The organism is Rhodococcus sp. BS-15 (assembly GCF_000813105.1).
In the GTDB taxonomy this organism is placed as follows: domain Bacteria; phylum Actinomycetota; class Actinomycetes; order Mycobacteriales; family Mycobacteriaceae; genus Rhodococcoides.
Genome location: NZ_BAOX01000035.1, coordinates 1 through 26,571, shown reverse-complemented (window position 1 = coordinate 26,571; position 26,571 = coordinate 1). Strand labels below are relative to the sequence as shown.

The 26,571-nt window shown below is 64.3% G+C and carries 26 protein-coding genes and 5 pseudogenes; 16 read left to right on the top strand and 15 right to left on the bottom strand.

Annotated features, from left to right (window positions below; all coding sequences use genetic code 11):
• Window positions 1-899 (top strand): M4 family metallopeptidase (locus tag RHBS_RS07110; protein WP_145977484.1); only part of this gene is annotated, 899 nt, incomplete at its 5' end.
• Window positions 900-909: 10 nt separating this feature from the next.
• Window positions 910-1,191 (top strand): protealysin inhibitor emfourin, encoded by a 282-nt coding sequence (locus RHBS_RS07105; RefSeq protein WP_121872087.1) that lies wholly within the window; start codon window positions 910-912, stop codon window positions 1,189-1,191.
• A gap of 30 nt (window positions 1,192-1,221) precedes the next feature.
• Here the strand turns inward: RHBS_RS07105 and RHBS_RS07100 are convergent.
• The 3 genes and pseudogenes from RHBS_RS07100 to RHBS_RS07090 form a co-directional block, all read right to left on the bottom strand.
• A pseudogene (locus RHBS_RS07100) lies at window positions 1,222-1,880 on the bottom strand (NADPH-dependent F420 reductase).
• A gap of 37 nt (window positions 1,881-1,917) precedes the next feature.
• A complete protein-coding gene (locus RHBS_RS07095) occupies window positions 1,918-3,408 on the bottom strand; it encodes an NAD(P)/FAD-dependent oxidoreductase (RefSeq protein ID WP_121872085.1) in 1,491 nt (496 codons plus the stop codon).
• A gap of 26 nt (window positions 3,409-3,434) precedes the next feature.
• Window positions 3,435-4,299 (bottom strand): annotated as a pseudogene (locus RHBS_RS07090) (SDR family oxidoreductase).
• A gap of 207 nt (window positions 4,300-4,506) precedes the next feature.
• Here RHBS_RS07090 and RHBS_RS07085 point away from each other — a divergent pair.
• On the top strand, window positions 4,507-5,016 hold the full coding sequence (locus RHBS_RS07085) for a TetR/AcrR family transcriptional regulator (RefSeq protein WP_237669064.1): 510 nt from the start codon (window positions 4,507-4,509) through the stop codon (window positions 5,014-5,016).
• 7 nt (window positions 5,017-5,023) lie between these two features.
• Here the strand turns inward: RHBS_RS07085 and RHBS_RS07080 are convergent, their stop codons facing one another.
• A complete protein-coding gene (locus RHBS_RS07080; protein ID WP_121872082.1) occupies window positions 5,024-6,025 on the bottom strand; it encodes a DMT family transporter in 1,002 nt (333 codons plus the stop codon).
• A 39-nt stretch (window positions 6,026-6,064) separates the two neighbouring features.
• Between RHBS_RS07080 and RHBS_RS07075 the strand changes: the two genes are divergently transcribed.
• Together RHBS_RS07075 and RHBS_RS07070 are read left to right on the top strand one after the other, a co-directional pair.
• Entirely contained in the window at window positions 6,065-6,598 is a 534-nt protein-coding gene (locus tag RHBS_RS07075) for a CGNR zinc finger domain-containing protein (RefSeq protein WP_121872081.1), read from the top strand.
• Window positions 6,599-6,667: 69 nt separating this feature from the next.
• Window positions 6,668-6,979, top strand: coding sequence for a hypothetical protein (locus RHBS_RS07070; RefSeq protein ID WP_128645236.1), 312 nt, complete (start codon window positions 6,668-6,670; stop codon window positions 6,977-6,979).
• 33 nt (window positions 6,980-7,012) lie between these two features.
• Here RHBS_RS07070 and RHBS_RS07065 read toward each other — a convergent pair whose 3' ends face one another.
• Both RHBS_RS07065 and RHBS_RS07060 read right to left on the bottom strand, forming a co-directional pair.
• Window positions 7,013-8,065 (bottom strand): PQQ-binding-like beta-propeller repeat protein, encoded by a 1,053-nt coding sequence (locus tag RHBS_RS07065; protein WP_237669063.1) that lies wholly within the window; start codon window positions 8,063-8,065, stop codon window positions 7,013-7,015.
• Window positions 8,066-8,106: 41 nt separating this feature from the next.
• Complete coding sequence (locus RHBS_RS07060; RefSeq protein ID WP_237669062.1) at window positions 8,107-9,450, bottom strand: hypothetical protein; 1,344 nt, start codon at window positions 9,448-9,450, stop codon at window positions 8,107-8,109.
• Between the two features lie 178 nt (window positions 9,451-9,628).
• On the opposite strand from RHBS_RS07060, the gene RHBS_RS07055 reads away from it, so the two are divergent.
• The 5 genes and pseudogenes from RHBS_RS07055 to RHBS_RS07035 all read left to right on the top strand — a co-directional run bounded on the left by RHBS_RS07055 (window position 9,629) and on the right by RHBS_RS07035 (window position 14,791).
• Complete coding sequence (locus tag RHBS_RS07055; protein ID WP_121872079.1) at window positions 9,629-10,750, top strand: ABC transporter ATP-binding protein; 1,122 nt, start codon at window positions 9,629-9,631, stop codon at window positions 10,748-10,750.
• A 47-nt stretch (window positions 10,751-10,797) separates the two neighbouring features.
• On the top strand, window positions 10,798-12,162 hold the full coding sequence (locus tag RHBS_RS07050; RefSeq protein WP_121872933.1) for an ABC transporter substrate-binding protein: 1,365 nt from the start codon (window positions 10,798-10,800) through the stop codon (window positions 12,160-12,162).
• Entirely contained in the window at window positions 12,159-13,034 is an 876-nt protein-coding gene (locus tag RHBS_RS07045) for a metallophosphoesterase (protein WP_121872078.1), read from the top strand. Before RHBS_RS07050 ends, RHBS_RS07045 begins: the two co-directional genes overlap by 4 nt.
• Before the next feature lie 35 nt (window positions 13,035-13,069).
• A pseudogene (locus RHBS_RS07040) lies at window positions 13,070-13,992 on the top strand (carbohydrate ABC transporter permease).
• Window positions 13,982-14,791 carry a carbohydrate ABC transporter permease gene (locus RHBS_RS07035; RefSeq protein ID WP_121872077.1) on the top strand — a complete coding sequence of 270 codons (810 nt, stop codon included), beginning with the start codon at window positions 13,982-13,984 and terminating at the stop codon, window positions 14,789-14,791. Before RHBS_RS07040 ends, RHBS_RS07035 begins: the two are co-directional and overlap by 11 nt.
• Here RHBS_RS07035 and RHBS_RS07030 read toward each other — a convergent pair whose 3' ends face one another.
• The 7 genes and pseudogenes from RHBS_RS07030 to RHBS_RS07005 all read right to left on the bottom strand — a co-directional run bounded on the left by RHBS_RS07030 (window position 14,792) and on the right by RHBS_RS07005 (window position 21,165).
• Window positions 14,792-15,685 (bottom strand): LysR family transcriptional regulator, encoded by an 894-nt coding sequence (locus tag RHBS_RS07030; protein ID WP_121872076.1) that lies wholly within the window; start codon window positions 15,683-15,685, stop codon window positions 14,792-14,794. It lies immediately after the preceding gene.
• 105 nt (window positions 15,686-15,790) lie between these two features.
• Window positions 15,791-17,017, bottom strand: a pseudogene (locus RHBS_RS07025) (AGE family epimerase/isomerase).
• Between the two features lie 28 nt (window positions 17,018-17,045).
• Window positions 17,046-18,752 (bottom strand): diguanylate cyclase domain-containing protein, encoded by a 1,707-nt coding sequence (locus RHBS_RS07020; RefSeq protein WP_128645235.1) that lies wholly within the window; start codon window positions 18,750-18,752, stop codon window positions 17,046-17,048.
• 175 nt (window positions 18,753-18,927) lie between these two features.
• Window positions 18,928-19,485, bottom strand: a complete 558-nt coding sequence (locus RHBS_RS07015; protein WP_121872074.1) for a dihydrofolate reductase family protein — start codon at window positions 19,483-19,485, stop codon at window positions 18,928-18,930.
• Between the two features lie 87 nt (window positions 19,486-19,572).
• Window positions 19,573-19,974, bottom strand: coding sequence for a hydrolase (locus RHBS_RS31760; protein ID WP_306303520.1), 402 nt, complete (start codon window positions 19,972-19,974; stop codon window positions 19,573-19,575).
• Complete coding sequence (locus tag RHBS_RS31755) at window positions 19,971-20,471, bottom strand: alpha/beta fold hydrolase (RefSeq protein WP_306303519.1); 501 nt, start codon at window positions 20,469-20,471, stop codon at window positions 19,971-19,973. The genes RHBS_RS31760 and RHBS_RS31755 overlap by 4 nt, the downstream gene beginning before the upstream one ends.
• Before the next feature lie 10 nt (window positions 20,472-20,481).
• Window positions 20,482-21,165 (bottom strand): TetR/AcrR family transcriptional regulator, encoded by a 684-nt coding sequence (locus RHBS_RS07005; RefSeq protein ID WP_121872072.1) that lies wholly within the window; start codon window positions 21,163-21,165, stop codon window positions 20,482-20,484.
• 132 nt (window positions 21,166-21,297) lie between these two features.
• Between RHBS_RS07005 and RHBS_RS07000 the strand changes: the two genes are divergently transcribed.
• The 3 genes from RHBS_RS07000 to RHBS_RS06995 all read left to right on the top strand — a co-directional run bounded on the left by RHBS_RS07000 (window position 21,298) and on the right by RHBS_RS06995 (window position 22,999).
• The gene (locus RHBS_RS07000) at window positions 21,298-22,410 is read left to right on the top strand and encodes a DUF2087 domain-containing protein (RefSeq protein WP_121872071.1); all 1,113 of its coding nucleotides are present in this window, start codon (window positions 21,298-21,300) and stop codon (window positions 22,408-22,410) included.
• A 102-nt stretch (window positions 22,411-22,512) separates the two neighbouring features.
• Window positions 22,513-22,641, top strand: coding sequence for a hypothetical protein (locus RHBS_RS31455; protein WP_259468129.1), 129 nt, complete (start codon window positions 22,513-22,515; stop codon window positions 22,639-22,641).
• Between the two features lie 121 nt (window positions 22,642-22,762).
• Window positions 22,763-22,999, top strand: coding sequence for a type II toxin-antitoxin system Phd/YefM family antitoxin (locus RHBS_RS06995; RefSeq protein ID WP_183130364.1), 237 nt, complete (start codon window positions 22,763-22,765; stop codon window positions 22,997-22,999).
• A 445-nt stretch (window positions 23,000-23,444) separates the two neighbouring features.
• Here RHBS_RS06995 and RHBS_RS29685 read toward each other — a convergent pair whose 3' ends face one another.
• Together RHBS_RS29685 and RHBS_RS29675 are read right to left on the bottom strand one after the other, a co-directional pair.
• Entirely contained in the window at window positions 23,445-23,624 is a 180-nt protein-coding gene (locus RHBS_RS29685) for a spore photoproduct lyase family protein (RefSeq protein ID WP_220709135.1), read from the bottom strand.
• A pseudogene (locus tag RHBS_RS29675) lies at window positions 23,621-24,351 on the bottom strand (spore photoproduct lyase family protein). The gene RHBS_RS29685 and the pseudogene RHBS_RS29675 overlap by 4 nt, the downstream one beginning before the upstream one ends.
• A 114-nt stretch (window positions 24,352-24,465) precedes the next feature.
• Here RHBS_RS29675 and RHBS_RS06980 point away from each other — a divergent pair.
• The 3 genes from RHBS_RS06980 to RHBS_RS06975 form a co-directional block, all read left to right on the top strand.
• A complete protein-coding gene (locus tag RHBS_RS06980; protein ID WP_237669060.1) occupies window positions 24,466-25,179 on the top strand; it encodes a hypothetical protein in 714 nt (237 codons plus the stop codon).
• Complete coding sequence (locus RHBS_RS30305; protein WP_237669059.1) at window positions 25,176-25,562, top strand: hypothetical protein; 387 nt, start codon at window positions 25,176-25,178, stop codon at window positions 25,560-25,562. The genes RHBS_RS06980 and RHBS_RS30305 overlap by 4 nt, the downstream gene beginning before the upstream one ends.
• A gap of 57 nt (window positions 25,563-25,619) precedes the next feature.
• Window positions 25,620-26,571, top strand: a 952-nt coding sequence (locus RHBS_RS06975) for a transcriptional regulator (RefSeq protein ID WP_128645234.1), incomplete at its 3' end; no start/stop codon positions are given.

Below are 26,571 nucleotides of genomic sequence, written 5' to 3'. Positions count from 1 at the left end.
CCGGCGGCACGCTCGAGCGCACGATCTCCGATGCCAAGTCCACTCGCGATCTACCCGGCCAGCAGGTGCGGGCCGAGGGCGAGGATCCCACCGGCGACGCTGCGACCGACGAGGCCTACGACGGCCTCGGGGCCACCTATGCGTTCTTCGAGAAGGTCTACGGGTACTCGAGTCTCGACGGCAGCGGCCTGCCCCTCGACGCGACGGTGCACTACGGCCAGGACTACGACAACGCGTTCTGGGACGGCTCGCGCATGGTGTTCGGCGACGGTGACGGCGAGGTCTTCGCTCGATTCACCGTCTCGCTCGGCGTCATCGCACACGAACTCGCGCACGGGTTCACGCAGTACACCACCCCGCTCGAGTACAAGAACCAGGCCGGCGCGCTCAACGAGTCCATCTCCGATGTGTTCGGCGCACTGGTCGAGCAGTACACGGCAGAGCAGAACGCCGAGGACGCGTCGTGGCTGATCGGCGAAGGCCTGTTCCTGCCCGCGGTGCAGGGCAAGGCGTTGCGCTCGCTGATCGAACCCGGCACCGCCTACGACGACGACGTTCTCGGTAAGGATCCGCAGCCGGCCAGCATGGACGATTTCGTCGTCACCACCGAGGACGACGGTGGGGTGCACATCAATTCGGGCATCCCGAATCGCGCGTTCGCCGTGGCTGCCACCACGCTCGGTGGCCCGGCCTGGGATCGCGTCGGGCAGGTCTGGTTCGACACGATGACCGTCGGCGGACTCTCCCCGACAGTCGATTTCGCCGGGTTCTCCGCCGCGACCCTTGCAGCAGCAACCAAGCGATTCGGGGCCGGTTCCGACGTTGCCAGGGCCGTGGCCCAGGGTTGGTCTACCGTGGGAGTTCAGTCAACACGGGAGCCGAGCGACGATCGGGTGTGATCGAGGGCAGATGAGCCTGCGCATCGAGGTACTGCGAACCGGTGGTATCGCCGGGATGTCCAAACGCGGAGTCGTCGAGACCGACGAGCCGGAATGGCAGTCGTTGGTCGAGGCAGCGCAGCCGTACATTGCCGATCAGCAAGCCGCCGACGCAGCCGAGTCGAACGCCCGCGACACCTTTGTCTGGAGCGTGTCGGTGGGCGAGCACTCGTGCCGGGTGGGCGATTCGAACCTGACCGGGCCACTACGCGACCTCGCGGAGCGCACACTCCGCGAAGGCCGCGTCAAGTAGTTGCCGCGTCGAGTAGCCCGAGAATCGAGCTCAGGCCTTCCACTCCGCACTGCGTTCGTCGGTTGCCTGCCCCAGCGCCTCGACGAGGGCGTCGACTCCGAAGTCCTTGCCGTACGAGGGCGTTCCTGGCTGCTGACGCCATGACTGGGCGAGGGTTCCGCCGTCGACGGGGTCGAATCCGAGCTCGTCGATCACCGAGAACACGATCTTCTTGGAATCGTCGTCGTCCCCGGCGATCGGCAGTGCGATCCGACCTCTGGTTCCGGCAGGCACGCCCTTCTCGAGCAGGTGCTTGTACCAAATTCCGTTGAACGCCTTGATCACCGGCTCACCGAGTTGCTGGGACACCCACACACTTTCGGGCGTCCCACCCTCGATGTCCTCGATCAACCGTCGCGCTGCTGCGGGTAGTAGTTGTTGGTCTCGATGATCGGGGCCCCCGGCTTGCGGGCGCTGAAAATTCCCGGGGCAAGATCGGGAACGTTCTTCTGCGGGATGCTCAGCAGCACCAGGTCGGCGTCCTGCACTGCGTCGGCGGCCCACACTGCCATCGCCCCGGTTTCCGCAGCCAGATCCGCCAAGGTCTCCGGGTCACGTGAATTCGAGAATCGAACCTCGTGACCGAGCGCTGCCCACCGACGAACGAGGGTGCCGCCGATGAATCCACTACCGATGATTCCAATTTTCATATCGAGAACCAACACACCCGACCCGAAACAATTCCCGTCAGGATCCGACGGAGACCTTCGACCGCGGACGGCCGAACTTCATGGCCTTGTCCACGACCTTGCCGTAGCGCAGCACCGGCAGGTCGCGGAAGTAGTTCATCCGCAGTTTCCACGGGGTCTCGCTGCCCTGCCTCGGGAAGTTGTCCACCGCTCGCAGCACGTAGCCCGCTGCGAAGTCGAGGAACGGCTCTTCGTCGATCGACGGGTCGCGCTCGAGTTCGACGGTGCTGTATCCCTTCTCGTCCATGTGCGCGAGCAGTCGCATCACGTAGTTCGAGACCATGTCGGCTTTGAGCGTCCACGAGGCGTTGGTGTATCCGACGACGAAGGCGAAGTTGGGGATACCGGTGAGCATCATGCCCTTGTAGGCCATCGTGCTGGGCAGTTCCACGTCCTCGCCGTCGACACGGAACGTCGCGCCGCCGAGCGCGGAGAGGTTCAATCCCGTTGCCGTGACGACGATGTCGGCGTCGAGGTGCTGGCCGGACTTCAGCTTCAAGCCGGTCTCGGTGAACGTCTCGATGTGATCGGTGACGATCGAGACTTCGTCTTTGCGAATCGAACGAAACAGATCGTTGTCGGGCACCAGGCACAGACGCTGATCCCACGGGTTGTAGGACGGGGTGAAGTGGGTGTCGAGGTCGTAACCCTTGGGCAGCCACCCCTCCTGCATCGTCCGGATCCGCTTCTTCATGAACTCCGGGTACTTCTGGCTCAAGGTGTAGATCAGCATCGCCATGGACACGTTCTTGAGCCGAGTGACGCTGTACGCCAACTTCTTCGGCAGGCGCTTGCGCAGGGTCTGCGCAATCGGGTCCTGCGACGGAAGCGAGAGAACGTAGCTGGGCGAGCGCTGCAGCAGCGTGACGTGCTCGGCGTCGCGAGCCAGGTTGGGGGCCAACGTGATTGCCGTTGCGCCGCTACCGATCACCACTACCTTCTTGCCGGAGTAGTCCAGATCCTCGGGCCAGTGCTGCGGGTGGATCACCTGGCCGCCGAAGTTCTCGCGACCGGCGAACTCGGGGGTGAACCCTTTGTCGTAGTTGTAGTAACCGCTGCAGGAGAACACGAACGACGCGGTGATGGTAACCGTCTCGTCTGTATCGGTACGCTGCGCCGTCACCGTCCAGAACTGCTGCTCGGACGACCATTCGAGAGCGACGACCTTGTGATGGAACCGAATGTGCTTGTCGACGCCTGCTTCTCGTGCGGTCTCGACGATGTAGTTGCGGATGTCGGTGCCGTCGGCGATGGATTTCTCACCCATCCACGGCTTGAAGCTGTATCCGAGGGTGTACATGTCGGAGTCGGAGCGAATCCCGGGGTAGCGAAACAGATCCCACGTTCCGCCGATCGCGCCGCGGCTCTCGAGAATGGCGTAGGTCTTGCCGGGCAGATCGTGCCCGAGGTGGCGCGCGGCCCCGATCCCGGAAAGGCCGGCACCGATGATGAGGACGTCGACCTCGGGAGAGGACAGTACTGCAGTCATGTCAACGATTCCTTCGATGTCTTGGGTCAGCTGGTCTTGTTGCGAGCGCTCTCGGACCTGCCGAGGCGGGCTACTTCTTCGTCCATCTTCGGCAGGATCGTCGGCACGTGCTCGAGCATGCTGCGATCGCGACCCGCGAGGTGATGACGGCCTTGAACCACGACGCTGCGCCCACCCACCGGGGCACGTAGACGCGACGCTTGCGCTTGGCCAGGCCGTCGACGAACGCGTCGACGCACTGTTCGACGGTCATGGTCTTGCCGAGCGGGCCGGGCAGCACCGCGAGCAGATCCTGGAATGCGGTGAGATCGGATTTGGCGTCCTGCACCATCGGTGTGTCGATCCATGCCATGTGCGCGGAACCGACGTCGACGCTCGGTAGTTGACCTCGAGCCGGAGGGCATTCGCAAAGTGTTCTGCTGCAGCCTTACTGGCGTTGTACGCGGCCAGGCCGGGGCACGGAGTGAACGCAGCGAGCGAGGAGACGACGAGGATGTAGCCGTTGCGCTCGATCAGCGACGGCAAGGCGGCGCGGACGGTGTTGAACACGCCCATCACGTTGATGTCCATGACACGTTGGAACGTCGCGGGATCGACCTGCATGATCGATCCGTAGCTGGCGATTCCGGCGTTGGCGAGCACTAGATCGATGCCGCCGTACGCCTCGATTCCGCCGTCGACGGCCCGCTGCATGTCGTCCAGATTCCGTACGTCTGCCACGAACGCCTCGGCCTTCAGCTGCGTCGCCAGCTCTCGCAACGGGGCCTCGTCGACGTCGACGAGTACCAGCCGGGCACCTTTGCCCGCCAGCGTCCGCGCGGTGGCGGCACCGATTCCCCGCGCTGCTCCGGTGATCAGAACGACCTTGTTGCGTAGCGTCGTCGCCGCCATGTGCTCCCCCTCGATCGGAATGCTTGTCTGCGAACACTTTGCATCTGATACCGAGCGGTGTCAAGATCTGTGTGTGACCACTCATCACAGTGAAGTCGGCCGCACCTACCGAGGTGCGACCCGCAGCAGAGGCAACAGGAGCGTCGAATCCGCCTGCTCGACGCGGCCGTCGAAGTCTTCGGCACCACCGGCTACCGGACGGCAACCGTGGAGAAGGTCTGCAGCGAGGCAGGCCTGACCAAGCGCTACTTCTACGAGTCGTTCACCAACAGCGAGGACCTGCTGATGGCGACCTACGCTCGCGCCACCGACGCGATGCGCGAGAGCATCCTCGTCGGCGCAGCCGCAGAAACGGATTCCAGCGAACAGGTGCTCAGAGGGGCCCTCACCGGCTTCTTCACGTTCGTCGCCGAGCAGCCCAAATCGGCTCGAATCGCCTTCGTGGAAATCCTCGGCGTATCCCCTACCGTCGACGCGCTGTATCGCAAGACCACCAACTCGTTCTCCACGACGGTGCTTCAGGTGGCCGAGACCGTCGGGTCCAGCCGTGGCCTCGCCGGGCCCAACCGTCGAACATTGGCCATGGGCCTGGTGGGCGCGGTCCTCACCATCGCCCAACAATGGCTGCTCTCCCCAGAACGTGAGCCGTTGGATTCGGTGATCGCCAGCGCCCACACCATCCTGGCCGCGGTGGTGTTCGGACGCGTCGACGGCTAGTGAGTTTTCAAGCCCTGCTCTGCAGCGGCTCCACCGGCTCCTCCGCCGTGGCCCGCTCGCCGGACTTGACGACGACCACGCCGAGCAGAACCAGTGCGCCACCGGCCAATTGGATCGGTGCCGGAGCCTGCCCGAGCAGCAGCCACGCGAATACAAGTGCGGCAACGACTTCCATCAATCCCATGAACGACGCCAACCGCGACCCGAGGCGTCGGCCCGCGGCGATCCCGAGGACATAGGCCAGCGCGGCGGTCACGACGCCGAGGCCGATGATCGGAACCCACCACGGCACAACCGCGTCGACGAAGGTGACGTCGGTGAGCGGGGCGGCGAACGGGACTATGCCGACGAGTCCGGCGACCAGCAGGATGAGCCCACCGGTGAGCAGGCCTGCGCCGGCGAGCACGATCGGCGGGAGTCCGTTGCTCTCGTCTGCCGACAGCACCCAGTAGACAGCGGCACCGGCCATCGAGCCCAGCGCCCACAGCACGCCGACGCTGTCGACGTCGGCACCGGAGATCAGGTCGAGCACGAGCACGAGACCCATCGCGGCCAGCAGTGCGCCCACCACGGTCAGGCGGCCCGGACGCTGCTGGTGACGGAACCACATCCAGCCGATGACGGCTACGGGCGAGGTGAACTCGATCAGCAGCGCCACCCCCACCTCCATCCGTCCGACGGCGTTGAAGAAGGCGAGCTGGCACCCGGCTACCGCGAAGGCTCCGTACGCGAGGAGCAGCTTCCAGTTCTTCGCCAGCAAGCTCCACCGCCCGCGCAACGCGAGGATCGACGGAATCAGCAGGACGGCTGCGGCGAGCAGAATCCGCGCGGTGACCGCGGCCCCGGCCGTCCAGCCGGCGTCGAGCAATCCCTTGGCGAGTGAGCCGGAAAGCCCGAAGGACGCCGCGGAGAGCAGCGCGAAACCGAGTCCCGAGAGTCGACGCGACCGTGCGGCAGCATCGCGGGTAGCCGCGAGATCCACGTTCGCGTCATGAGTGTAAGCCGTCATGACATGTGACAGTAGGGAGTGACTTGGTAAGGTGTCAACATGCTTTTTGCTCATGACGCGGAACTGTCACTGCTGGCGGCCGTGGCTCTGGTCAATTCCGCCGAGGAGCCGGACACGTTGACCACACGAGAGCAGCTCGCCGAGTTCTTCACCGAACAGGGTTATTCCGGCCGCTTCGACGGCGACGACGCCGAGCTCGAGGCGGTGAGGGCACTGCGGCCGACCCTGCGCGCGCTGCTCACCAGCAGCCGTGACGGCGCCGTGGTCGAGGTAAACCGTCTGCTCGCCGAGTCCTCGGCCCTACCCCGACTGGTTCGGCACGGAGATCTCGACTGGCACATCCATGCCGTCGCCGACGACAGTCCACTCGCGACCCGCATCGTCGTCGAGACCGCGATGTCCATGATCGACGTCATCCGAGCGGACGAGCTCTCGCGCTTCGACGTCTGCGCCGATCCGGACTGCAACGGGCTCGTCCTCGACCTCTCGCGCAACCGGTCGCGTCGGTTCTGCAGCACCACCTGCGGTAACCGCGCGGCCGTCGCCGCGTATCGGGCACGTAAGGCCCAATAGCACTACGGGGGCTTAGACGACGGGCTTTCGGGTATCCGCCGTCCGAGCTGATGGAAAGGAATTGCCCCTATGGTCGAGAAAAGGCCTACCAAGACAAGCTGGGCCAGAGCAGTCGAGAACATGCTGGCCGTCGTACTGATCTTCGCCGGGATCGCCGCCGCAGGCGGTCTGATCGCCGCATTGGCGGGCGGTTTCGAAGGTTGGGCGATCATCGCCGGAATCGCCGTGATCGTGCTGTTCGCAGGCGGATTCTTCGCCATTCGGGACGGCGCCAGGCGACGCGCCCTCGAATCGAACACCGTCGTCTACGCCCCCGACAACACCGACCAACTGTTCGACGTCGACCCCAATACGGGTGAGAGAACTCCGCACCGCGAGTAGTTCCACATGATGCCGTTTCGGTCGATCAATCAGTCATGATGGAACCGATTCGAGACGAACCATCGAATCGGTTCCGAGGAAGAGCACCCCCGACGCGGTCTCGACGATCGAACCCGACTCCGTGAAACCGTCGGACCTTTCGGGAAGTGGCCACCGCCATCGCACGTCACGCGAATTCGCGGTGGCCACGAGTGCGTTCTCATCGAACGAGTAGACGGTGTTTCCGACGAAAGTTTCGGACGCGTACGGATCGCGCAGCGTCCACACGTCCGAACCGCTCTCGTCGACGACGGTTGAATCGGAGGTCAATTCGAGCCCCTCGATCGCGGTGCCGGTGCGGGGATCGAAGAATGTCGCCTCGCCACCGAGGGTGACGAGACCGCGCCCGTCGGACACATGAATCAGCTCGCTGCCGACGCCTTCCCACCCCGCGGAGGAGGTGATCGGACGCGACCACATGTCGTCGAGAGCATCCACAGAACCGCCGTACAGTACAGATTCGCCGTCCTCCGGGTTGCCCTCGAGCAGGAAAACGGACTTCCCGTCGCTCTCGATCGCGTACGGGAACCAGGCTTCGGGAAACGGCGTTCTTTGCGCCTCCCCGTCGTCCACGCCGATCCTCACGATCGACGGGGCGTCGGAATACGAATCCAGACAGACGATGTCGTCGCGAACCGGCTCGCTCGCGCACTGATCGACACTGCCGGGAGACTTCTTCCAGCGGACATCGCCGTCCTCGGCATCGACGGCCACGAACTCGATCGCATCCACCGAGTACGAACGCGGATTCGGTAGGCCGATGGCAGTGACGAGAACATCACCGGCATCGACCGCGCCGGTGATACCCGAGTCGAACAAGAGGTCTGCTGCAGGAGAACGAAATTCGGCGAACCGACGTCCGTACACCGTTTCTGCGTCGATCTGCCAGCTCGGGTCGAGGACGGGCCCGGACGGCACCTGCGTGGTGATCGTCTCCTCCGAGAAAGTTGGTGTCATCGCCTGGCTGTCCGACGGCTGTTCGACGGACACGTCCTGCTTCGACACCACGACGACTGCAGCGACGACGGATACGGCGGCGACAGCCACCGCAACTCCAGCTCTGATGTTCGGGCTCCATCTCGAATTGATCATGGCCACTGCACAATCGGGGCCTGTGCCACGGCGTCGAGGACGTCGAAGGGCAGTGGGTCCGGTAACACCAGCGGTGCGGACTGGGTCCAGTCGAGAGCCACCGACGACCGCACCGACACCTGCACGCCGGACGGGCGGGTCACGGTGACCGACCGAGTGAGCTCAGTGGTTCCGTCCTCGGACACGAGACTGTTCGCGATATCGACGTCGTAGCTCTCGACCACCGAACCGTCGGGCAGCGTTCGGAACTCGATGACAGGTCCGTATGCGGACTCGGGATCGTAAGGGTCCAACGCCACCGGAAGTGCCGATCCCCCGGACACGGAAATCGACAGTGCAATATCGGTGCCGACGACCTCGAGATCGGTGCACACCCCGGAACCGTACGAACCGGGAACAAGAGACCCGATCGGTCGGTTCAACGGCGGTGCGTCGGGCAGCGACTCCCACGTGGTCGTCAACGCGTCGTCGGCCGCCTCGACGGACCCGGGCCGAATGTCGGCCACAGTTCCGGTCTCGCCCGAAGAGACGTAGCAATCCTGTCGTGGCGCAGAGGCACCAGCCGGAGCCGGAACCGTGAGTCGCAGATCCGGCAGCGCCGCGACGGTGGCCAGTTCGGATGTCTCCAGCGGGAATTCGCCCGATGCGCCGGTGAGACTGGCGGTCACCTGAGTCCCGTCGGGGTGATAGGCCGTGGCCGTCCGGAAGTGCGTTCGCTTACCGCCGTACTCGTACCAATTGTCGTTGGTGTCGATGACGGTGCCGTCGGAATCGGCGATTCGCGCATCGAGAGCGCCAGCGACGCACGCGGGGATACCGGCTTCGGAGGGCCGGACGTCGATACTCGTGTAGGCGGACGAGTCGGCCCTAGCCAGCTCTCCCCGTGCGCTGGTGCTGGGCTCGAAGCCGTCCGGTGCTGCATCGCCGAAGTCATCGACCGGCTGAAAGGTCACGGATTGGGAAGGAGCAGCCAACACGACGGTGACATCGGCCGGTAGAGCGGCGAGAACGGCGTCGGACATTGCACCCGCCTTGCCCGAAGTGAGCCATGGAAAGGCGGGATCGTCGTACGACGGGGTGCCATCCACGATCGACGACGACATGACCAGATCACCTTCATCGGACGGGGGCGGCTCGACCTCCGGGCAGCCCGGGATGTCCACCGGGTATTCGATCGGCTCGGACACGACAGCGGAATCACCCTCGGCCACAGCGGACTCCGGCGATCGAAGCAGCCCCGCCGCGACGACGCCGAGGGCTACCACCGTGACTATCACGGATATGTCGATGATGACGTCGTGTCTTCTACCTTCGGGCACGAGGAAACAATACAGACCCATCGGAAGGTTCTCACGTTCTTGCGTCGACGATCGGTCGAGTGCGAGAACCTATCGTTCCAGCTCATCGCAGCTGCTGTGGGTCCCACCGACCGTGACGACCTCACTCCGTTCATCTTCGATACATCACCGGGTGTTGGCATATGGCCATCGATTCGACAGCACCAGGTGAGGGGTTGCGGTGGGCCGCATACAGCTCGAGTCCGTGTCCAAGAAGTACGGCAACACACACGCAATCGAGGACGTCGATCTCGATATCGCAGACGGCGAGTTCCTGGTTCTCCTCGGACCGAGTGGCTGCGGAAAGTCGACCCTGCTGCGCCTGGTGGCCGGACTGATCCAGCCGTCCGGCGGCCGAATTCTGCTCGACGGCAACGACATCACCGCCGCTCCACCGCGCAACCGCGATCTTGCGATGGTATTCCAGAGCTATGCGCTCTATCCGCACCTGAGCGTTGCCAAGAACATCGGCTTTCCGCTTCGATCGCGCAAGTTCTCCCGAACGGTCATCGCGAACTCGGTGGCAGCGGTCGCCTCGACCCTCGACCTGAGCGAGTTGCTCGACCGCCGACCGGCCGAGCTCTCCGGCGGACAACGACAACGAGTTGCACTGGCGCGAGCCATGGTTCGAGACCCGGGCGCATTCCTGATGGACGAGCCTCTGTCGAATCTCGATGCCAAGCTCCGCAGTGCCACGCGTACCGAGCTGATCGAACTACACGAGCGGATCGGCACCACCTTCCTCTACGTCACACACGATCAGGTCGAGGCCATGACCATGGCGACCCGAATCGCTCTGATGGACAACGGCCGGATCGAGCAGGTCGGCACCCCTGCCGAGCTCTACGACACCCCACGATCGACGTTCGTCGCCGGTTTCCTCGGTGCCCCACCGATGAACCTGTTCGACGCGACCGTCGCCGAGCATCGCGGCGAACTCCACGCTGTCGCTCCCGGAGTGAAAATTCCCCTGGGAATCGAGGCCGGCTCGCACACCGAACACCCGATCGTGGTCGGAATTCGGCCCGAGAAGATGCAGATCGCGGACTCACACGCCCACGTGGACGCCGTCGTCGCCACGGTCGAAAACCTCGGCAGTGAGGAGCTGGTTCATATTCGAGCGGGCTCGAACCCGTTGTGCATCAGAGCACCTCGCCCGTCCACCGCCCGCGCCGGAGCTCCGATCACGGTCCGCATAAATCCTGCGGACGTGCATCTGTTCGACCGCGACAGCGGTCGACGCCTGACGTGGAGGCCCGAAGACGCACCCGTGCGCACCGGCACACCCCTGTACGTCGCCTGACCGACCATCCCCTGTTATCGAATGGAGTACCGACAGTGAAACGCACCATGACCGGATCGGGGGCGCTCGTCGTGAGCGCTCTGCTGTTGACCGCATGCGGAGGACTTGGCAGTACCACTGCATCCACCTCGGCCGCAGGATCGGCACCGATTCCCGAGCTCGCGCCGGATCAACCGGTATCCATCGTCTTCGAGAGCTACAACTACGGACTGGCGGGTGCGTGGACGGATACCTTCGACGCCCTGATCGCCGAGTTCGAGGAGCAACACCCGAACATCACCGTCACGGCACAGAAGCCTCAGGGCAACAGCCCCAATCCAGCCACCGACACGGTGTCGAGCATCCAGAGTCAGATGGTCGCCGGGGCCGCTCCGGACGTGGCGCAGCTCGGCTTCAGCGACCTCGACTTCACCATCAACCAGTTGGGTGCGAAGTCGCTCGACGATCTCGTCGGCAAGGACGAGGTGCAGCGCAACTTCGACGGAGCACGTCACCCGTACGCTGCTACCGCGCGAGTCCTCGCCGACTGGGACGGCGAGACCTACGGAGTGCCGTTCGTCTTCTCGACTCCTGTCTTCTATTACAACGCAACATTGTTCGAGCAAGCCGGCCTCGATCCAGCCGATCCGCCCACCACCTGGGACGAGGTCGCGTCCGCGGCGTCGGCGATCGCGTCGAAGACCGGCAAGGGCGGGGTGTACCTGGACTGCCTCACCAAGTCGGCAAAGGACTGGTGCTTCCAGAGCCTCGTTCGATCCAACGGCGGCCGGGTGCTGTCACCGGACCGGTCGACGCTCGAGTTCGACGGTGAACCCGCCGTCGAAGCGACCACCATGGCCCGCAACCTCGTCGACGCCGGAGCCACCCCGACGCTCAGCCAACAACAGGGGTACGAGGCCTTCGCTCGCGGCGACATGGGGATGATCCTGGAAACCAGTGCGATTCAAGGCACGTTCATCAAAGGCGCACAGGGCAAGTGGGACCTGCGCGCGACCACGATGCCATCGTTCGGCTCCAAGCCCGTCGTGCCGACCAACTCCGGGGCATCGCTGTTCACCTTCGCATCCGACCCCGCGAAGCAACGTGCGTCGTGGGAGCTGATCGAGTTTCTGACCAGTGAGGAGTCCTACACCGCGATCTCGAAGGGAATCGGCTACCTGCCCTTGCGCACCGGCCTCGTCGACGATCCCGACGGATTGAAGGACTGGGCCGAGTCCAGCCCGTTGATCGGCCCCAACCTGACGCAGCTGGAATCGATGGAGCCGTGGATCTCGATGCCCGGCAACGACTATCTGCAGATCCGGGACGGCATGATGGACGCCGTCGAATCGATCGTCTATCAGGGGGCGGACCCGGCTGCGACATTGACTGCCGCCCGGGAGCAGGCGACGACCCTTCTCCCCGCGTCATGACGGAGGAACGACCGATCGACGGGCACTTCACGTTGGTGCAGCTCACCGACACGCATTTGCGCGCCGAGGGCGAGCTGGTACACGGCAGGGTCGATACCTTCGCGAATCTGACATCCGTTCTCGAGCTGCTCGTGGCCTCGGGTCAACGCGTCGACGCGTTGGTTTTCTCCGGAGATCTGGCGGACGACGGTGACCCAGCTGCATACCGTCGGCTGCGCGACGCCGTCGAACCCGTTGCCGAATCGTTGGGCGCTGCCGCGATTTACGCGATGGGCAATCACGACGAACGGGCCGGGTTCGCTCGCGAACTGCTAGCCGACGGTGCGGCAACGGATTCCGATCGCACGTTGGACGCGGTGCACGTCGTCGACGGCGTCCGCATCGTCGTCCTCGACAGCTCCACACCGGGCCGGCACGACGGCCGGATCGAGCCGCACCAATTGCGCTGGCTCGCAGATCGATTGGCGACACCATCCCTGCGCGGGACGATTCTGGTGCTGCACCACCCGCCGATCTCGTCGCCGGTGGTGACGGTGGACTATCTGAGGTTGCAGAACCCCGACGAGCTTGCGGACGCGATCGCGGGCTCGGATGTGCGCATGGTTCTCTGCGGCCATGCCCACCACACCGGGGCGGGGGCCATCGACGGAGTCCCGGTGTGGATCGGGCCCGCAATGTCGTATCGGGTCGACACTGCTCCCCCGCTGGGACGGCACCGCGGGCTCACCGGGTTCGGTTTCACTCGGATCGATCTACTCGAATCCGGCTTCACCGCAACCGCTGTCGAAGCGAGCCCCGCAGCTACGGTCTACGACGAGTCTCAGCAGTCGGTACTCGCCAAGCTGGCGGATCTCTCGCGCCGGGCCGGGTGAGAAGAGTGTTCGTCACCGTCGAGGATCCACCGCGATTGCTCGTGGTCGACCCGGATCGGGAGCAACAAGCCCGGCCCGGCCGGTGGCGGCGAGTGGCCAGGTCGGCGCAGCCATACCTGTATCTGACGCCTGCCGTCGCATTGTTGATCGTCTGGACGTATCGGCCACTGATGCAGGCAGCGGAGCTGTCGACGTATTCGTGGAATTTGTTGCCGACCACCCCGATGGTGCCGGTCGGTGCCGACAACTATCGGCGGTTGCTCGAGCTTCCTGCCGTCGGCGACTCTCTCTGGCGTACAGCGATTCTGATTCTCGGACTGCTGCCCTTCTCCATCGTTCTCCCGGTGGTCATCGCGTTCGCCACGCGCAACGTGAACGGACGTGCGCGAGTGTCTATCAGAGTGTCGTGTTCGCGCCGTTTCTCATCGCGCCCGTCGCAGGCGCGGCCGTCTGGCAGTGGCTGCTCGATCCCGGTGCCGGAATCGTCAATCGCATCATCGGATCCGATCGCAATTGGATCCAGGATGCCGACACCGCGCAGTTCGTCATCATCGTGATCACCGGTTGGCATTTCCTGGGCTTCGCGGTCCTCGTGGTATCGGCTGGGATGGCCGGTGTGGACGCCTCCTACCAGGAGGCAGCCGAGATGGACGGCGCGTCGAAGTGGCAGATCGACCGCTGGATCGTGCTGCCGCTGCTGTCGCCGACGTTGGTGTTCCTCGCCCTGATGACCGTGCTGCTCAGCGCGCAGTGGACCTTTCCGCTCATCGACACCCTGACCCAGGGTGGCCCCTCTCGATCGACGACGAACATCTACTACCTGCTGTGGGACTACGGCTTCCGCACCTTCGACGCCGGCCTGAGCGCCGCCGCGGGGATCGTACTGTTCCTCGGATTCGGCGCGTTGGCCGGCGGACTCGTCTGGCTCTCGGAAAAGGTTGCATTCCATGATGATTGAATTCTCTCGCCTACGTGGACACCTGGTACTGGGCATCACCGCACTCGGGTGCGCGTTCCCGATCTACTGGTTGTTCGCGACATCGTTGCGTCGACCCGAGGACGTCTACTCCCTCTCTCCCGTGCCGTGGCCACTCTCCCTGGCCAACTACTTCGACGCAGCGACCAAGGTGGACCTGCTCGGGCTGTTGGGCAACACGTTCGCTGTCGCTCTGGTCTCGTCGACGGCACAGTTGCTGATCGCCCTGCTGGCGTCGTATGCCTTCGCGATGTACACGTTCAGATTCCAGAAGGTGCTCTATCTCGCGTTCGTCGGCACGTGGCTTGTGCCGTTCCAGGTGACGATGTTGCCGAACTACGTTCTGCTGTACCAGCTGGGACTGATCAACACCCTGGCCGGCGTCGTCGTACCCACGCTCTGTTCCGCGTTGGCGGTGTTGCTGCTTCGGCAACACATGGCGAGCTTCCCGAAGGAGCTGATCTCTGCAGCCCGGATGGACGGGCGTTCGTCGTGGTCGATCCTCTGGACGGTGGTGGTACCCAACCTCAGGCCTGCACTCGCAGCTCTGTCGATCCTGCTGTTCATCAACTCCTGGAACGAATACTTCTGGCCTGCAGTGGTATTGCAGCGGAGCAACGCAGTCCTGCAGTTGGGTCTGCGTAGCTTCATGGGTACCGAAGGCACCGACTGGGGACCGATGATGGCCGTCGCGGGAATGGCGTGCCTACCGGTGTTTCTGCTCTATGTCGTGCTGCAGCGGCACATCGTCGACGCGTTCGTCAGGTCGGGCCTGAAATGATCATGCCGGTTCGATGCAGCGCACGAAGGCGTCGACTGCGGGGTTCGACTCGTTGCCTCGCCAGACGAGATACAGATCGATTGTCGGAACGGGGTCGAACAGCTTGACGGCCACGGTGTTCGATCCAACGGCTCCCATCCCCGCCGAGGTCGCCCGCGACCACGAGGCGAAGCCGACCAATGGCTTCACCGACACCACGTGAGCCGTCGCACCTGGGTCATCGGCAGTCTGGGCCACGTGGAGTCCGATACGGTTGTCGGCGGCAGCCGCGAAAATGGAGTCGTACATCGCCGGGCACTGTTCCCTCTCGAACAATACGCAGGATTGACTTGCCAACTCCGCGAACGGAACTCCGGACCGATCCGCCCAGCTGTGCGCTCGACCGACCACGGCCACGAGCGGCACCCCCTGCAGCACTCGGCGGTGGCGAAGCTCCGGTGAGCCGGGTCGGCCGTACACGAACGCGACGTCGAGGGTGCCGTCGTTCAGTGCCGCCAGCTGAGGTCCGGTTCGTTTCTCCCACAACGAGACCACGACGTCGGAGTGATCACGGCTCATCCGAGACAAGGCGTCGGGTAGCACGTGCCGACTCGCAGGCAGGTTGTATCCGATGTTCAGCGAGCGTTCTTCGCCGGTCGCGATCGCCCTGGTGACCTTCGCCGCCGTCTCCATCTGCCGAACGATGAGGCGTGCCTGACTCTCGAATTCCCGCCCCGCACGCGTCAACCTCACCTCGTGGGAAGTCCTGGCGACCAACGTCACCCCCAGCGACTTCTCGAGCTTCTGCAGTTGCGCGCTGAGCGACGGTTGGGTGAGATGCAGGCGGGCGGCAGCGCGTCCGAAATGCAGTTCCTCGGAGAGGGCAATGAACGCCGTCAGATGCCTGAGCTCCATGATCTGCCCTTCGAGGTGGGTTGGTCACGCCAGGGTATAGACCGCACACAACGACACCTGAACACCAGATTTCCAGGTGATGCATTCTTCGGGTGAGGTGTGCCCTCAGTCCGAATCGGCCTGCAGCGCCGCCAGCATGCTCGAGTTCGGTGCATATCGGCTGATCCACGTCGCTTGGACGGCGTGGTAGAGATCGGGTTTACCGCTCCACACCGTCGCCGCCGGTACGTTGTCGGAATCGAGTTCGTGATGCCAGGAGCCGTCGACACGGTCGATGAAGTAGTCGGCCGCGACGTCCCACCACGTTCGATAGTCGTTGCCGTACCGGTCTTCTCCGGTGCAGCGCGCGAGCGTCGCCGCCGCTCCGATCGCCTCGCACAGCACCCAGTGCAGACGTCCGGTGACAACCGGCTGCCCTGTCCAGTCCGTGGTGTAGACGAACCCTGGCGTCGGTCCGGGCTGCCAGCCATCGACGGCAGCGCGGTCGTAGAGGGACTTGGCCGCGTCGACGTAGTCCCTCCCGCCCGCGACGAGACTTGCCTGCACGAGGAGTCGTGCCCATTCGAAGCCGTGGCCGACGGTGGCCCCGTACGGCTTGAACTGATTCGCTACGTCGTCGCGATTGTGTTCGAGTTGCGGGATCCACTCGGCCGTGAAGTGCTCCGGGATGCGCCATTCGTTGGCCGCCGACCATCGACATACGTTGTCGCAGATACGTAGTGCGCGTTCGCGCCAGATCTCGGGGGCACCGGTGTCGGCGGCCGCCAGCAGCGCCTCGACCATGTGCATGTTGGCGTTGATGCCACGATACGGATCGAGCTCGGTCCAGTCGACAGTCCAGGTGTCCGAACACATTCCGTATCGTTCGTCCCAGAATCGAGAGTCGACGATGTCGAGTACCTCGTCGAGAAGAGCTGGGCCGCGTGGGTGCCCCACAGCGGTGGCAGCCGACGCGGCGAGCACCACGAAGGCATGCGTGTAGGCCGATTTCACTGCACCGGGCGAGGACGCGTCGGCAATGGACTCGAATCAGCCGCCGTTCTTGTTGTCCCGCAACGTCGTCAGCAATCCGTCGAACACCCGATCGGCCTGCCGTCGGGACCCCGGACGACCCAGCAACGACGCGAGAAAATGCACATGCGCCATCCGCGCGGTGATGTACGTGTGCGCCGGATGATCGAGATCGGGGTGCCCGCGTTCGTCCAGCCACACAGCTCCACCGGCTGGGTGGTCGAGCGTGCTTCCGAAACCGAGAAGGCGAGTCGATTCGGCGTCGAGCCACAGTCGATGCGAGGGAAGCGTCCACCAGCTGCCGGGAACTCCTGGAGTCATGCGTTCATTGTGCGGTGCCCGCGATCGCCTATTCGACGGAAGCCACAGTTTCCTGCGATTCGTCGAACAGTTCCACTCGATCCTTGCCCGTCTGCTTGGCCCGGTACATCGCGGAATCTGCGTCCCGAAGCACATCCTGAGCCGTGGCACCTCTGCGAGCCAGAACCATTCCGATGCTCGCCGACACCTCGTACTGCTGTCCCTCGAACTCGATCACCGAGGACAGCGCGGCCTTGATCCGCGCGGCCACGCTGCCGGCGAGTCCGTCCGCGTCCGAGGCCGGGTCGTCCATCTGGGCATCGAGGACGAGGACGAATTCGTCACCGCCCACTCGGGCGATGAAGTCGTCGGTTCGCAGTATCGCGCGCAGACGCCGAGCCACCTCGACCAGCACCGCGTCACCCGCCGCATGCCCGCCGCTGTCGTTCACGTCCTTGAAACCGTCCAGGTCGCAGAACATCACCACCGCGGCGGTACCGGTACGCGCGCCACGGTCGATCGCGGAGCCGATCCGGTCCAACAGCAGCATGCGGTTGGGTAGTCCCGTCAACGGATCCTGCAGCGCCGCTCGTTCGAGAGCGCGCTCGGCCTCGACGACGTCGGTCACCTCACGGAGGACCGAAAGCACCTGCAGCACTTCTCCCGACGGTGTCCGGCGAAAGGGCGTGGTTCGTCGCGACAGCCACCTCGTCTCCCCGCCGGGGCCGCGCACTCGGTACTGGATCGTGAGACTTTCCCCATCGGCCAACGATGCAGCGTCCCGGTCGGCCGCCGCGACGATGTCGAGGTCTTCCGGTAGCACCGCGATGTCAGAAGAATCCTCGGCACCGTCCACCGTCGAATTACTGTCGCGACGCCCCTCCGCATCGTCGGTGGTCGGGATACCGATCAACGAGCGAAGGCTGCGCGACGCCCACGTCAGGTTCCCCGTGTCGACGTCGACGACCGTCGCGACATCCGGCGAAGCGGTCAACACGGCGTCGCGAAATGCTCGCGCCCGATCCAGCTCCGCCCGCGCCTCACGCTCTGCCGTCACGTCCTCCGACAGCACCATGGCACCGACGATGGCGTCGGCCTCGTCGCGCAGCGGCCGGGCTCGTACCTGGAAGATTCTTCCGGTTCCGGCGCTGACGGAATCGAAGGAGGATTCCTTCCCCTCGACAGCTGCCCGGTAGTACGGCTCGACGTGCGCGAAGACCGCCGGTGGCACCGTGTCCTCGAGCAACTTCCCTTCCATCCGGCGCGGGTCGTAGCCCTCGGCGACCAGATCGGCACCCTCGACCAGGACGAATCGAAGATCGCGGTCGACGATGAACACGGTCGTATGGGGCAGGTTCACCGCGAGCTGACGGTACCGAGCCTCACCGGCGTCGTCGAACATCGCCGGCGAACGAAGCAGTGGCCCGTAGGAGCGGCGCATTCCGAGATACACGACACCTGCCAACGCTGTCGACAAGGTCACCGCGATATCGAGACCGCCGCCCATGGATTCCCGCATGATCGCGATCGTTCCGCCGCCGGCGTGTTCGCCGTGCCCGGCCCCTGCGAGCAGGTGAACCGCATGCAGCACGTGGTGAGCCGCGCAGGTGGTGAAGATGGCGGCGGTTGCGAGCGCCAATCGGTTCTTCCGAAGCTGGGCTGTGCGACTCAGCCCGCGAACGATGAACAGTACGATCCCGAGGTACGCCGACGCAGTGATCGCGTTGAAGATCACGACCCAGAGCCAACCGCTCATGCGACGGACTCACTGTCGGTTGCGTCCCGGTCCGCGTCGAAAGGGAAGTGCAGCATCGATGACCTCCGCGGGTCTGGAACTGCTGGGGTGTGGGCCGGACCGAGAACGCGGACGAGCCCGCCCGCCGGTGTCGTGCAGCGAGGTTATCTCAACCCGGCCCCGTACCCGCGAGATGTCAGCGAGACACGCTGTAGCGCAAATACAGCCACCCCGTCGCGGCGAACACCTTCTGCTCCGCGAGTGACAGATCGAGGTGATGACCGGCCGGAAAAAACGGTTTGCCGCCGCCCAGGATGGTCGGCAGGAGGATGACCTCGAACTGATCGATCTCGTCGACCAGCGACTCTGCCAATGCGGCACCGCCCACCGCCAACGTCCCTTCGGTCTCCCGTTTCAGACGCTGGACCTCGGCGACGGCATCGGCACTGCGCACCAACCGGCACCCGTCGGCCACCGAGTCGAGAGTGTCGGAGAAGACGATCCGCGGGGTGTCCACGTACAGTCGCGCAAACTCCACCTCGACGTCGTCGCCCTCTGCTCGTTCCGGAGCTGTCCAGTAGTCCTCCATGGCCTCGTACAGTCGACGTCCGAAGAGAAAAGCAGCAGTGGCCTCCGTCTGCCGGTTGGAGAAGCTGTGTGTCTCGTCGTCCGGCATGGAGAAGTCGAGACTGCCCGCGGAATCCTCGATGAAGCCGTCGAGAGAAACGTGCATGTTGTACGTCAGAATTGCCATGTCACTCCTGAAGTCGGATGGGATCGTGGGTACTGACCTCGTCGAGCCCGACTATTCACCGGCCACGACGCATTCGATCGATGCCGACTACCGAGGCTCTGCTTCTACACGCTCCGATAGCGCAGTGATGAACTGTGCGATCTCCTTCGGCTTCTCCTCGGCCATGAAATGTCCCGCGTCGATGGGTTCGTAGGTCAGATCCGACGCCCAGGCACCCCACAGCGACGCCGCGTCGAAGCCCAGTTGCGAACCCCAGTCCTGCGAGATCACTCCCACCGGCATGGTCAGTCGCGCTCCATCGGCTCGGTCCTGCAGATCCATCGCGAGATCGACTCCCGCAGTGGCCCTGTAGTCGGCGACGACGGAATCCACTGCGTCGACCGAGCTGTCGATGTAGTGCTGCCGAACAGCAGGCGGAAAGGTCGAACCATCGGGATCCCACGCGTCGAGGAACGAGCCGAAGAACTCGGGAGCGACAGCCCTGATCATCTTTTCCGGCAATCCCGAGGCTGAGCCATGAGATACATGTGCCAGGCCACCCTCGCATCGACCCCGCGCAACACTTCCCAGCTGTCTGCGGTGGGAAGCACATCGAGGATGCCGAGGTACCGCACAGCAGATGGATGATCGAGTCCTGCGCGGACTCCGACGAGCGCCCCGCGATCGTGTCCCACCAGCCCGAAACGATCGAATCCGAGCGACCCCGCAACCCGCACGATGTCCCGCGCCATCGTCCGCTTCGAGTACGTGTCCGAATCACGTTCTGCCGGCTTCGCACTCGCACCGTACCCGCGGAGATCCGGCACGATGACGGTGTGCCGCGACACGAGCTCACTCGCCACGTCTCGCCACATGTAGTGGGTCTGCGGAAAGCCGTGCAGCAGAACCAGAGCCGGCCCGGTCCCGGCAACCGCCACGTTCAGTTCGACGTTCTCGTCCACGGGGACCATTCGATACCGGAATCCGTCCATGGTCAGCGAATTCATTGTGGCTCCTTCAGTTCTGGGGGTCCGACGCACGGGCAGGGTGGCCGGAGAATATCCCCGGCGGTAGTTCGTCGGTGTCGAGGGCAGTTGAGCGCAGGGCCGGAAGGATCACCGAATCGATGAGTGCTTCGAGGTAGCGGTCGCCGATGTCCAAACCATTGAGCCGACGAAGCAGAATGACGGAACCGACGACCTCATCGAAGGGGAACGGATCGGTTCCTTCGAGGAGTTCGCCACGCTCGACGGCGGCCGCGATGACCGCAGCGGGAAGACGGGCACCGGTCGTGCCCACGGACCTCTCCATCTCATCGCACAGTTCGGGATCTTCCAGTCCTGCTTGCAACAGCAGTAGAGGCATCGACCCGTCGGCGGCCGCCATGGTCTGTGCCAGGCGCTTGCAGAGAACAAGCAAGTCTCCGCGCAGAGTGCCGGTATCGACGTCATCAGAACCTACGTGAGAGGCGGGTCCAGCCTTGACGGCCGCAATGACCATCTCCCGCTTGGTTTTCCAGCGTCGGTACAGCGTCGATTTGGACGCTCCCGCACGACGCGCCACACCCTCGAAGGTGACGCCGTCGTATCCCACCTCACCCAGTACGGCGTTGACGACCGCGAGGATCTCGGACTCACGCTGATCATCCCGTGGACGCCCGGCGCGAGCTTCTGGGACGACGACAGCCTTACGATACGACACGGTTCGTATCGTATCAGCAATCGACTACATCGATCGGCCGACCATAGAGCGCCGCCGCCACCCGTGGGAGGGTGAGTTCGCCGAACGCACGCGCAGCAACTCTCACATCGAGGACGTCCGAAAGGAGCCACAGTGTCCGCCAGTTCCTGGGATCGCATCGACAGCTCGTTCGAGATCCTGTCCGGCCTCGTGAGACTGCTGCGACCGACGAGCGTGCTCAGCGTCGGCTCCGGGAGTTCGACGCTCGCTCTGGCACGCGCACTCGAATCGGTCGGTAGCGGGATCACTCCCCGACTCCTGAGCTTCGCCGACGACGACGGCGGTGATTCCGGCGTCGAACGTTTCGCTCGGGAGAATCGACCGAGGTTCGATTTCGTCGAGCCGATCGACGGCTCGCTGTTCGACATGCCACCGCGACACTTGCGAGACGTCGGCCCGTTCGATCTCGTGTGGATCGACGGCGAATCGCTCGTTACGGATGCACGATTCGTGCGTGCACTGTGGCCACATGTCGGGCCGAACGGCATTCTCGCCATCGAGAACTCGTACCTGCCGGCTGAGGCGAACCCGCTGTGGAACGCGATACTGCGGTTCTGCGCAGACGACGTCGAGGCCCTGACGCTCCCGAGAGTCGACGGCGAGGATTCGATGGGGGTCGGCCTTCTGAGGAGACGATCCGACTCCGTACGAGAGGTGAGTTTCACCGACGACATGGTGGCCGCCACCGGGGTTCCCTTGCGGTTCGAGTCCATCGGGGTCCACGACGATGCGCCGTTACTGGACCGCGCCACCGGAGTCCTCCATGTTCTCGCAGATCCCGATCTTCGGACGGTCCTGTTCGCGATCGGCACTGGACTCTCGACAGTGGTTGCGCTCCAGACCCACACCGGACTGCCGGGCCGTGCACTACACAAGGCCATCGCGCGCCTGTTCGCTATGTCGGTGGTGACTCGGGTGGACGATCGACTCGTCATCGACGAGAAGACATTCGAGGAATTTCTGAAGCTTCCACGAACGAAGCCGCAGCCGACGCAGATACCTCGATACAGCCGTGATCGAGCCGAATTCCTGAAGGTGATTGCACAGCAATTGAGTTCGACGACGTGGTCCTCGGAGCATCAGGTGAACGAACTGTGCCGGTTCTTCGACGACGACTACGCCACGTTGCGACGCGAACTCGTCGACACCGGATTCCTCGAGCGAAACAGCGCCGGTTCGATGTACCGGGCGCTGGGCAAGGAATAGATCGCCTGGTCGACGGCCATGCCGAGGGGGCCCAGGATTCGAGTGCAGACATACGGGGCACCCACTACTTGAGCGCAGCAGCAGGCCCCCGCCGGCGCTCCGATGGAAATCTCACCGGAGCGGCTCGAGGAGTTCGCTCCCGGCCTGGACACCGACCTCATGGAGCCGATTCAGCAGACCGCCGAGATGGAGATGGCAGATATCGACGCCACGTTCGGAAAGATGAGTTAGCCCCTCCCGTTTCCCATCCCGCCTCCACCCCACGACGGTGGAGGCCGGGCGACTTCGCACGCCGACAATGCGACCTGCAGGAACCCTGACTTACCCGTATCACCGGTGATACAGTCACAGCATGGAACCGGTCAGCATGCGCGATCTGAGGAACCACGGTGGCGACGTCCTCGCACGTGTCGAGCGGGGGGAATCACTGATCGTCACCCGAGACGGAACGGAAATTGCCGAACTCCGGCCGATTCCCCGTCGCAGCGTCTCGACGGCGCAGCTGATCAGTCGGCGCAGAAATTTGCCGCAGGTCGACCCTATGTCGATGCGCAGAGACATCGATTCGGTCTTGGACGCTTCACTGTGAGCGCTCGGCACCCGCGGGGCATGCTGGATACATCCACCGTGATCTTGCTCGGAAGGATTCGCGACGTTGATGCACTCCCGGCCGAGTGTTCCATCAGTACAGTGACCTTGGCAGAGTTGTCGGTCGGTCCACACGTTGCTGGCTCTCGAACTGAACGCGCGGCAAGGCAACTACACCTTCAGCAGGCCGAGTCGGACTTCGACGCGATGCCGTTCGATGCAGCCGCTGCTCGAACTTTCGGACGCGTCGCAGCCTCTCTTCGCGAATCGGGGAGGAAGCCGGCTGCACGAGCGTACGACGCCTGATCGCAGCATCAGCGCTGTCCCTCGACTTGCCTCTTTTCACATGCAACCCCAACGACTTCACGGGAATCGACGGGCTGACGGTCATCTCCGTTCCACATCCCGATCACGATTTTTGACCGGGGAACACTAGCCGGGCGTCTTCACGTCCAGTAGAGAAGCTGCGCTTCGGGGAGCACGGACTCGAGTTCTTCCACGAACCATGTACGCATCTCCGACATGGTGTCCTTGGGATAGACGTACTTGACGCCGCCGAACTTGTTTCTCTTTGCCGTGCGGGCACTTTCGTCCATCTCGAGCTTCGTCCCCGGGTACCAGCTCAACAAGACATCCTTGCTGGACGGCGTGAATCGATGGGTGATGATCTCGGCGGTCGATGCGCGATGCCATCGGCGTTGACCGACAAGCGAACTCGGGTCTTTCGCCCGTGATCGAGCGTCACCAACTCGGTGACGTCGTCGAACTTGGTGGTGAAACGCAGCGACACGTCGTCGCCGTAGGTTCCTGCGCCGACCCTGCGCACGGCCTCGGCGAGCGATCCCGTCACGTGCTCGATCCCCAAAGGTCGGTGTAGCAGGAGAGTTCGAAGGTAGTGCCCTCGTGTCCACGCTCCTCGGTTCCCGTGGTGATGGTGCCGCGGCCGGCATGGGTGCCGATACCGGCCAGGACGTCGTCGAGGTTGGCGAACACCCGGGTGATCGGCGGCCCGGACAACGAGCCCGCCAGATAGCAGTACTGACAGTGCGCCGGGCATCCCTTCGCCAGGTCGATACGCCAATCTGCACTCGGCGGAATCGGTTGTGGTTTCAGCACACTCGGTGGTGCCACCACCACCGCCATCGTCGTCTTGGCACGCGCATAGTTCTCCCGCTCCGACTCACCGCGCAGGCCGGTCAGACGGTCCCCCGGCAACACATCGATCTCGGTCACTCCGGCTGCTTCGCATCGACGAATGATTTCCGCGGTATGGGGAAGCTCGGACGCAGACCGGGTGACCAGGACGCGAGAGGGCGTCCACAGTCGAGCAGGGGCGGAGAGAACGTTGTCCATTACCTCTGGTCAACGCCCGGGGACGGTCAAACCTTCCCGATAACAGCAGCTCAGATTCTGTCCAATTCAGCTCCGGTAATTTCGCGGTTCATGGATCTCGGGTAAGAAGCTCTCATGCCCTTTGCCGACGAACTCATCGGCCCGGATGCAGCCCGCACTCTGTTGCGGACCATCCGGACCGCCGCACCGAGCGCAGATCTGTCTGTACTCGAAGGATCGATCGACCGGTTGCGGCCGCTCGCGCTTCGGGCCCGCGCCGATCTGTTGCGCGATGCCCTTCTCACGGGACTACCCGGCGACTACGCGGAGTTCGCTCGCACCATCCGCCGGGCTGCCGAGAATCCGGACTTGCAAGGCTGGTCGATCTGGCCGGTGACGAGCGCCGTGGCCATGAAGGCCGTGGACGAACAGACATCCGCCGCGTTCGACGACGGAATGTCGCTGCTGGCCGAACTCACCGGGCGACTCACCTCGGAGTTCGCCATCCGCACTTTTCTGCGAGCCGATGCGGATCGGGCTCTCGCGATCGCGCTCGAATGGACGCAATACTCGGACGAGCACGTGCGTCGTCTGGCATCGGAAGGCACCCGGCCGTACCTGCCGTGGTCGGTGCGCGTCCCCGAGATTCTTGCGCGGCCGGGCGTCACGGTCTCGATCCTGGACCGGCTTTACCGAGACGACAGTGACTACGTTCGACGGTCGGTGGCCAACCACCTCAACGACTTCAGCGAGATGTCGCGGACTTGGTCGTCCGGACCGCGGCCCGGTGGCTCGACGACCCGGACGCACACACCGACCGGCTCGTGCGACACGCGCTTCGGACGGTGATCAAGAACGGAAACACCGACGCCCTTGCACTATTGGGCTTCGCTCCGGCCGACCTGGAGGTGACAGGACCCACCCTCGACGTTGCGGAGCTACGGATCGGCGGCAGCGTGCACTTCGATGCGTCGATCCGCAATGTCGGCACCGAACCGGCAAAGGTCGCGATCGACTACATCGTCCACCACACCAAAGCCAACGGTGGGGTGACAGGGAAGACGTTCAAGTTGACGACGAAAACGATCGCACCCGGTGAGAGCATCGACGTTGCGCGGCAACACTCGTTCAAGACGCTGACCACACGGAAGTACTACCCCGGTCCGCACTCGATCGAGCTTCAGATCAACGGTGTGAGTTACGGTCTCGCGGAGTTCGTGCTCGTCGGCTGACGCGGGCTTTGTACCGCCCACCTGCGGCACAACGGGTACGTCCGTACGGTCGATGTAGTGCACAAGAAGTGGCGGTGGCTGGCAGTGGTGCTCGGCATCGCCGTGCTCGTCGCCACGCCCTCGGTGATCGAGCGCTTGCCCGTCGACGCGTCGGACATCGGTGCGGCCGAACTGCTCTCCCGCGTCCAGTCCTCCACCGCGACCCCGTACTCGGGCTACGCCCAGTCGGTCGGCGGTGTCACCCTGCCGGTCACCGACGGACTCGGCGGGCTACCGGATCTGTTGGGCGACACCACGACCCTGCGTGCCTGGTATCGCAGCCCGGACAGCTGGCGCGTCGACACCGTGCGCCTCGCCGGTGAGCGCGGTCTCTACCGGAGCCCGGCGCGACTGTGGAGTTGGGACTACGAACAGAACACGGCCGTGGTGACCCCGGTCCCCGAGCCCAGTCTGCGCCTGCCTCGCCAAGCCGACCTGCTACCCCCGGAGCTCGGGCAGCGGTTGCTCAGCGAGGCGACCGCCGACGAGGTCACCCGGCTGCCGACCCGTCGGATTGCCGGCCGGGACGCCCCCGGCCTGCGGCTGATTCCCAACGAGCCGCAGAGCACCATCACGGAGGTCGATGTGTGGGCCGACCCAGAGACTGGGCTGCCGCTGCAGGTGGACGTGCTGGGCGACGGGGCCACTCGCCCTATCGTCAGCACCGGATTCCTCGACTTCTCCTCCGCGACCCCCGACGCCGATACCGTCCGTTTCGTCCCACCACCGGGTACCGATGTGCAGCAGCAGGACGGTCTCGACATCGCCTCGTTCGCCGACCGGATCGACTCCGCCCGTCTTCCTTCGACTCTCTCCGGCCTGGGTCTGAGGGACCGCGGCGGCCAGGGTGCGGTGGGAATCTACGGCCGCGGAGTGACGGCGTTGATCGCCGCTCCGCTGCCGCGTCGCGCCGCCCGTGGGCCTCGTCGATCCAGCTGTGGGCAGCTCCGGGCGCGGTCGTCGACCGGCA

Excerpts from the sequence above, each read along its gene's own strand:
- RHBS_RS07105 (WP_121872087.1), top strand. The coding sequence starts at position 910 with ATGAGCCTGCGCATCGAGGTACTGCGAACCGGTGGTATCGCCGGGATG.
- RHBS_RS07095 (WP_121872085.1), bottom strand. The coding sequence starts at position 3,408 with ATGACTGCAGTACTGTCCTCTCCCGAGGTCGACGTCCTCATCATCGGT.
- RHBS_RS07080 (WP_121872082.1), bottom strand. The coding sequence starts at position 6,025 with ATGACGGCTTACACTCATGACGCGAACGTGGATCTCGCGGCTACCCGC.
- RHBS_RS07075 (WP_121872081.1), top strand. The coding sequence starts at position 6,065 with ATGCTTTTTGCTCATGACGCGGAACTGTCACTGCTGGCGGCCGTGGCT.
- RHBS_RS07070 (WP_128645236.1), top strand. The coding sequence starts at position 6,668 with ATGGTCGAGAAAAGGCCTACCAAGACAAGCTGGGCCAGAGCAGTCGAG.
- RHBS_RS07060 (WP_237669062.1), bottom strand. The coding sequence starts at position 9,450 with ATGGGTCTGTATTGTTTCCTCGTGCCCGAAGGTAGAAGACACGACGTC.
- RHBS_RS07050 (WP_121872933.1), top strand. The coding sequence starts at position 10,798 with ATGACCGGATCGGGGGCGCTCGTCGTGAGCGCTCTGCTGTTGACCGCA.
- RHBS_RS07045 (WP_121872078.1), top strand. The coding sequence starts at position 12,159 with ATGACGGAGGAACGACCGATCGACGGGCACTTCACGTTGGTGCAGCTC.
- RHBS_RS07035 (WP_121872077.1), top strand. The coding sequence starts at position 13,982 with ATGATGATTGAATTCTCTCGCCTACGTGGACACCTGGTACTGGGCATC.
- RHBS_RS07030 (WP_121872076.1), bottom strand. The coding sequence starts at position 15,685 with ATGGAGCTCAGGCATCTGACGGCGTTCATTGCCCTCTCCGAGGAACTG.
- RHBS_RS07020 (WP_128645235.1), bottom strand. The coding sequence starts at position 18,752 with ATGAGCGGTTGGCTCTGGGTCGTGATCTTCAACGCGATCACTGCGTCG.
- RHBS_RS07015 (WP_121872074.1), bottom strand. The coding sequence starts at position 19,485 with ATGGCAATTCTGACGTACAACATGCACGTTTCTCTCGACGGCTTCATC.
- RHBS_RS31760 (WP_306303520.1), bottom strand. The coding sequence starts at position 19,974 with ATGATCAGGGCTGTCGCTCCCGAGTTCTTCGGCTCGTTCCTCGACGCG.
- RHBS_RS31755 (WP_306303519.1), bottom strand. The coding sequence starts at position 20,471 with ATGAATTCGCTGACCATGGACGGATTCCGGTATCGAATGGTCCCCGTG.
- RHBS_RS31455 (WP_259468129.1), top strand. The coding sequence starts at position 22,513 with ATGGAAATCTCACCGGAGCGGCTCGAGGAGTTCGCTCCCGGCCTGGAC.
- RHBS_RS06995 (WP_183130364.1), top strand. The coding sequence starts at position 22,763 with ATGGAACCGGTCAGCATGCGCGATCTGAGGAACCACGGTGGCGACGTC.
- RHBS_RS06980 (WP_237669060.1), top strand. The coding sequence starts at position 24,466 with ATGCCCTTTGCCGACGAACTCATCGGCCCGGATGCAGCCCGCACTCTG.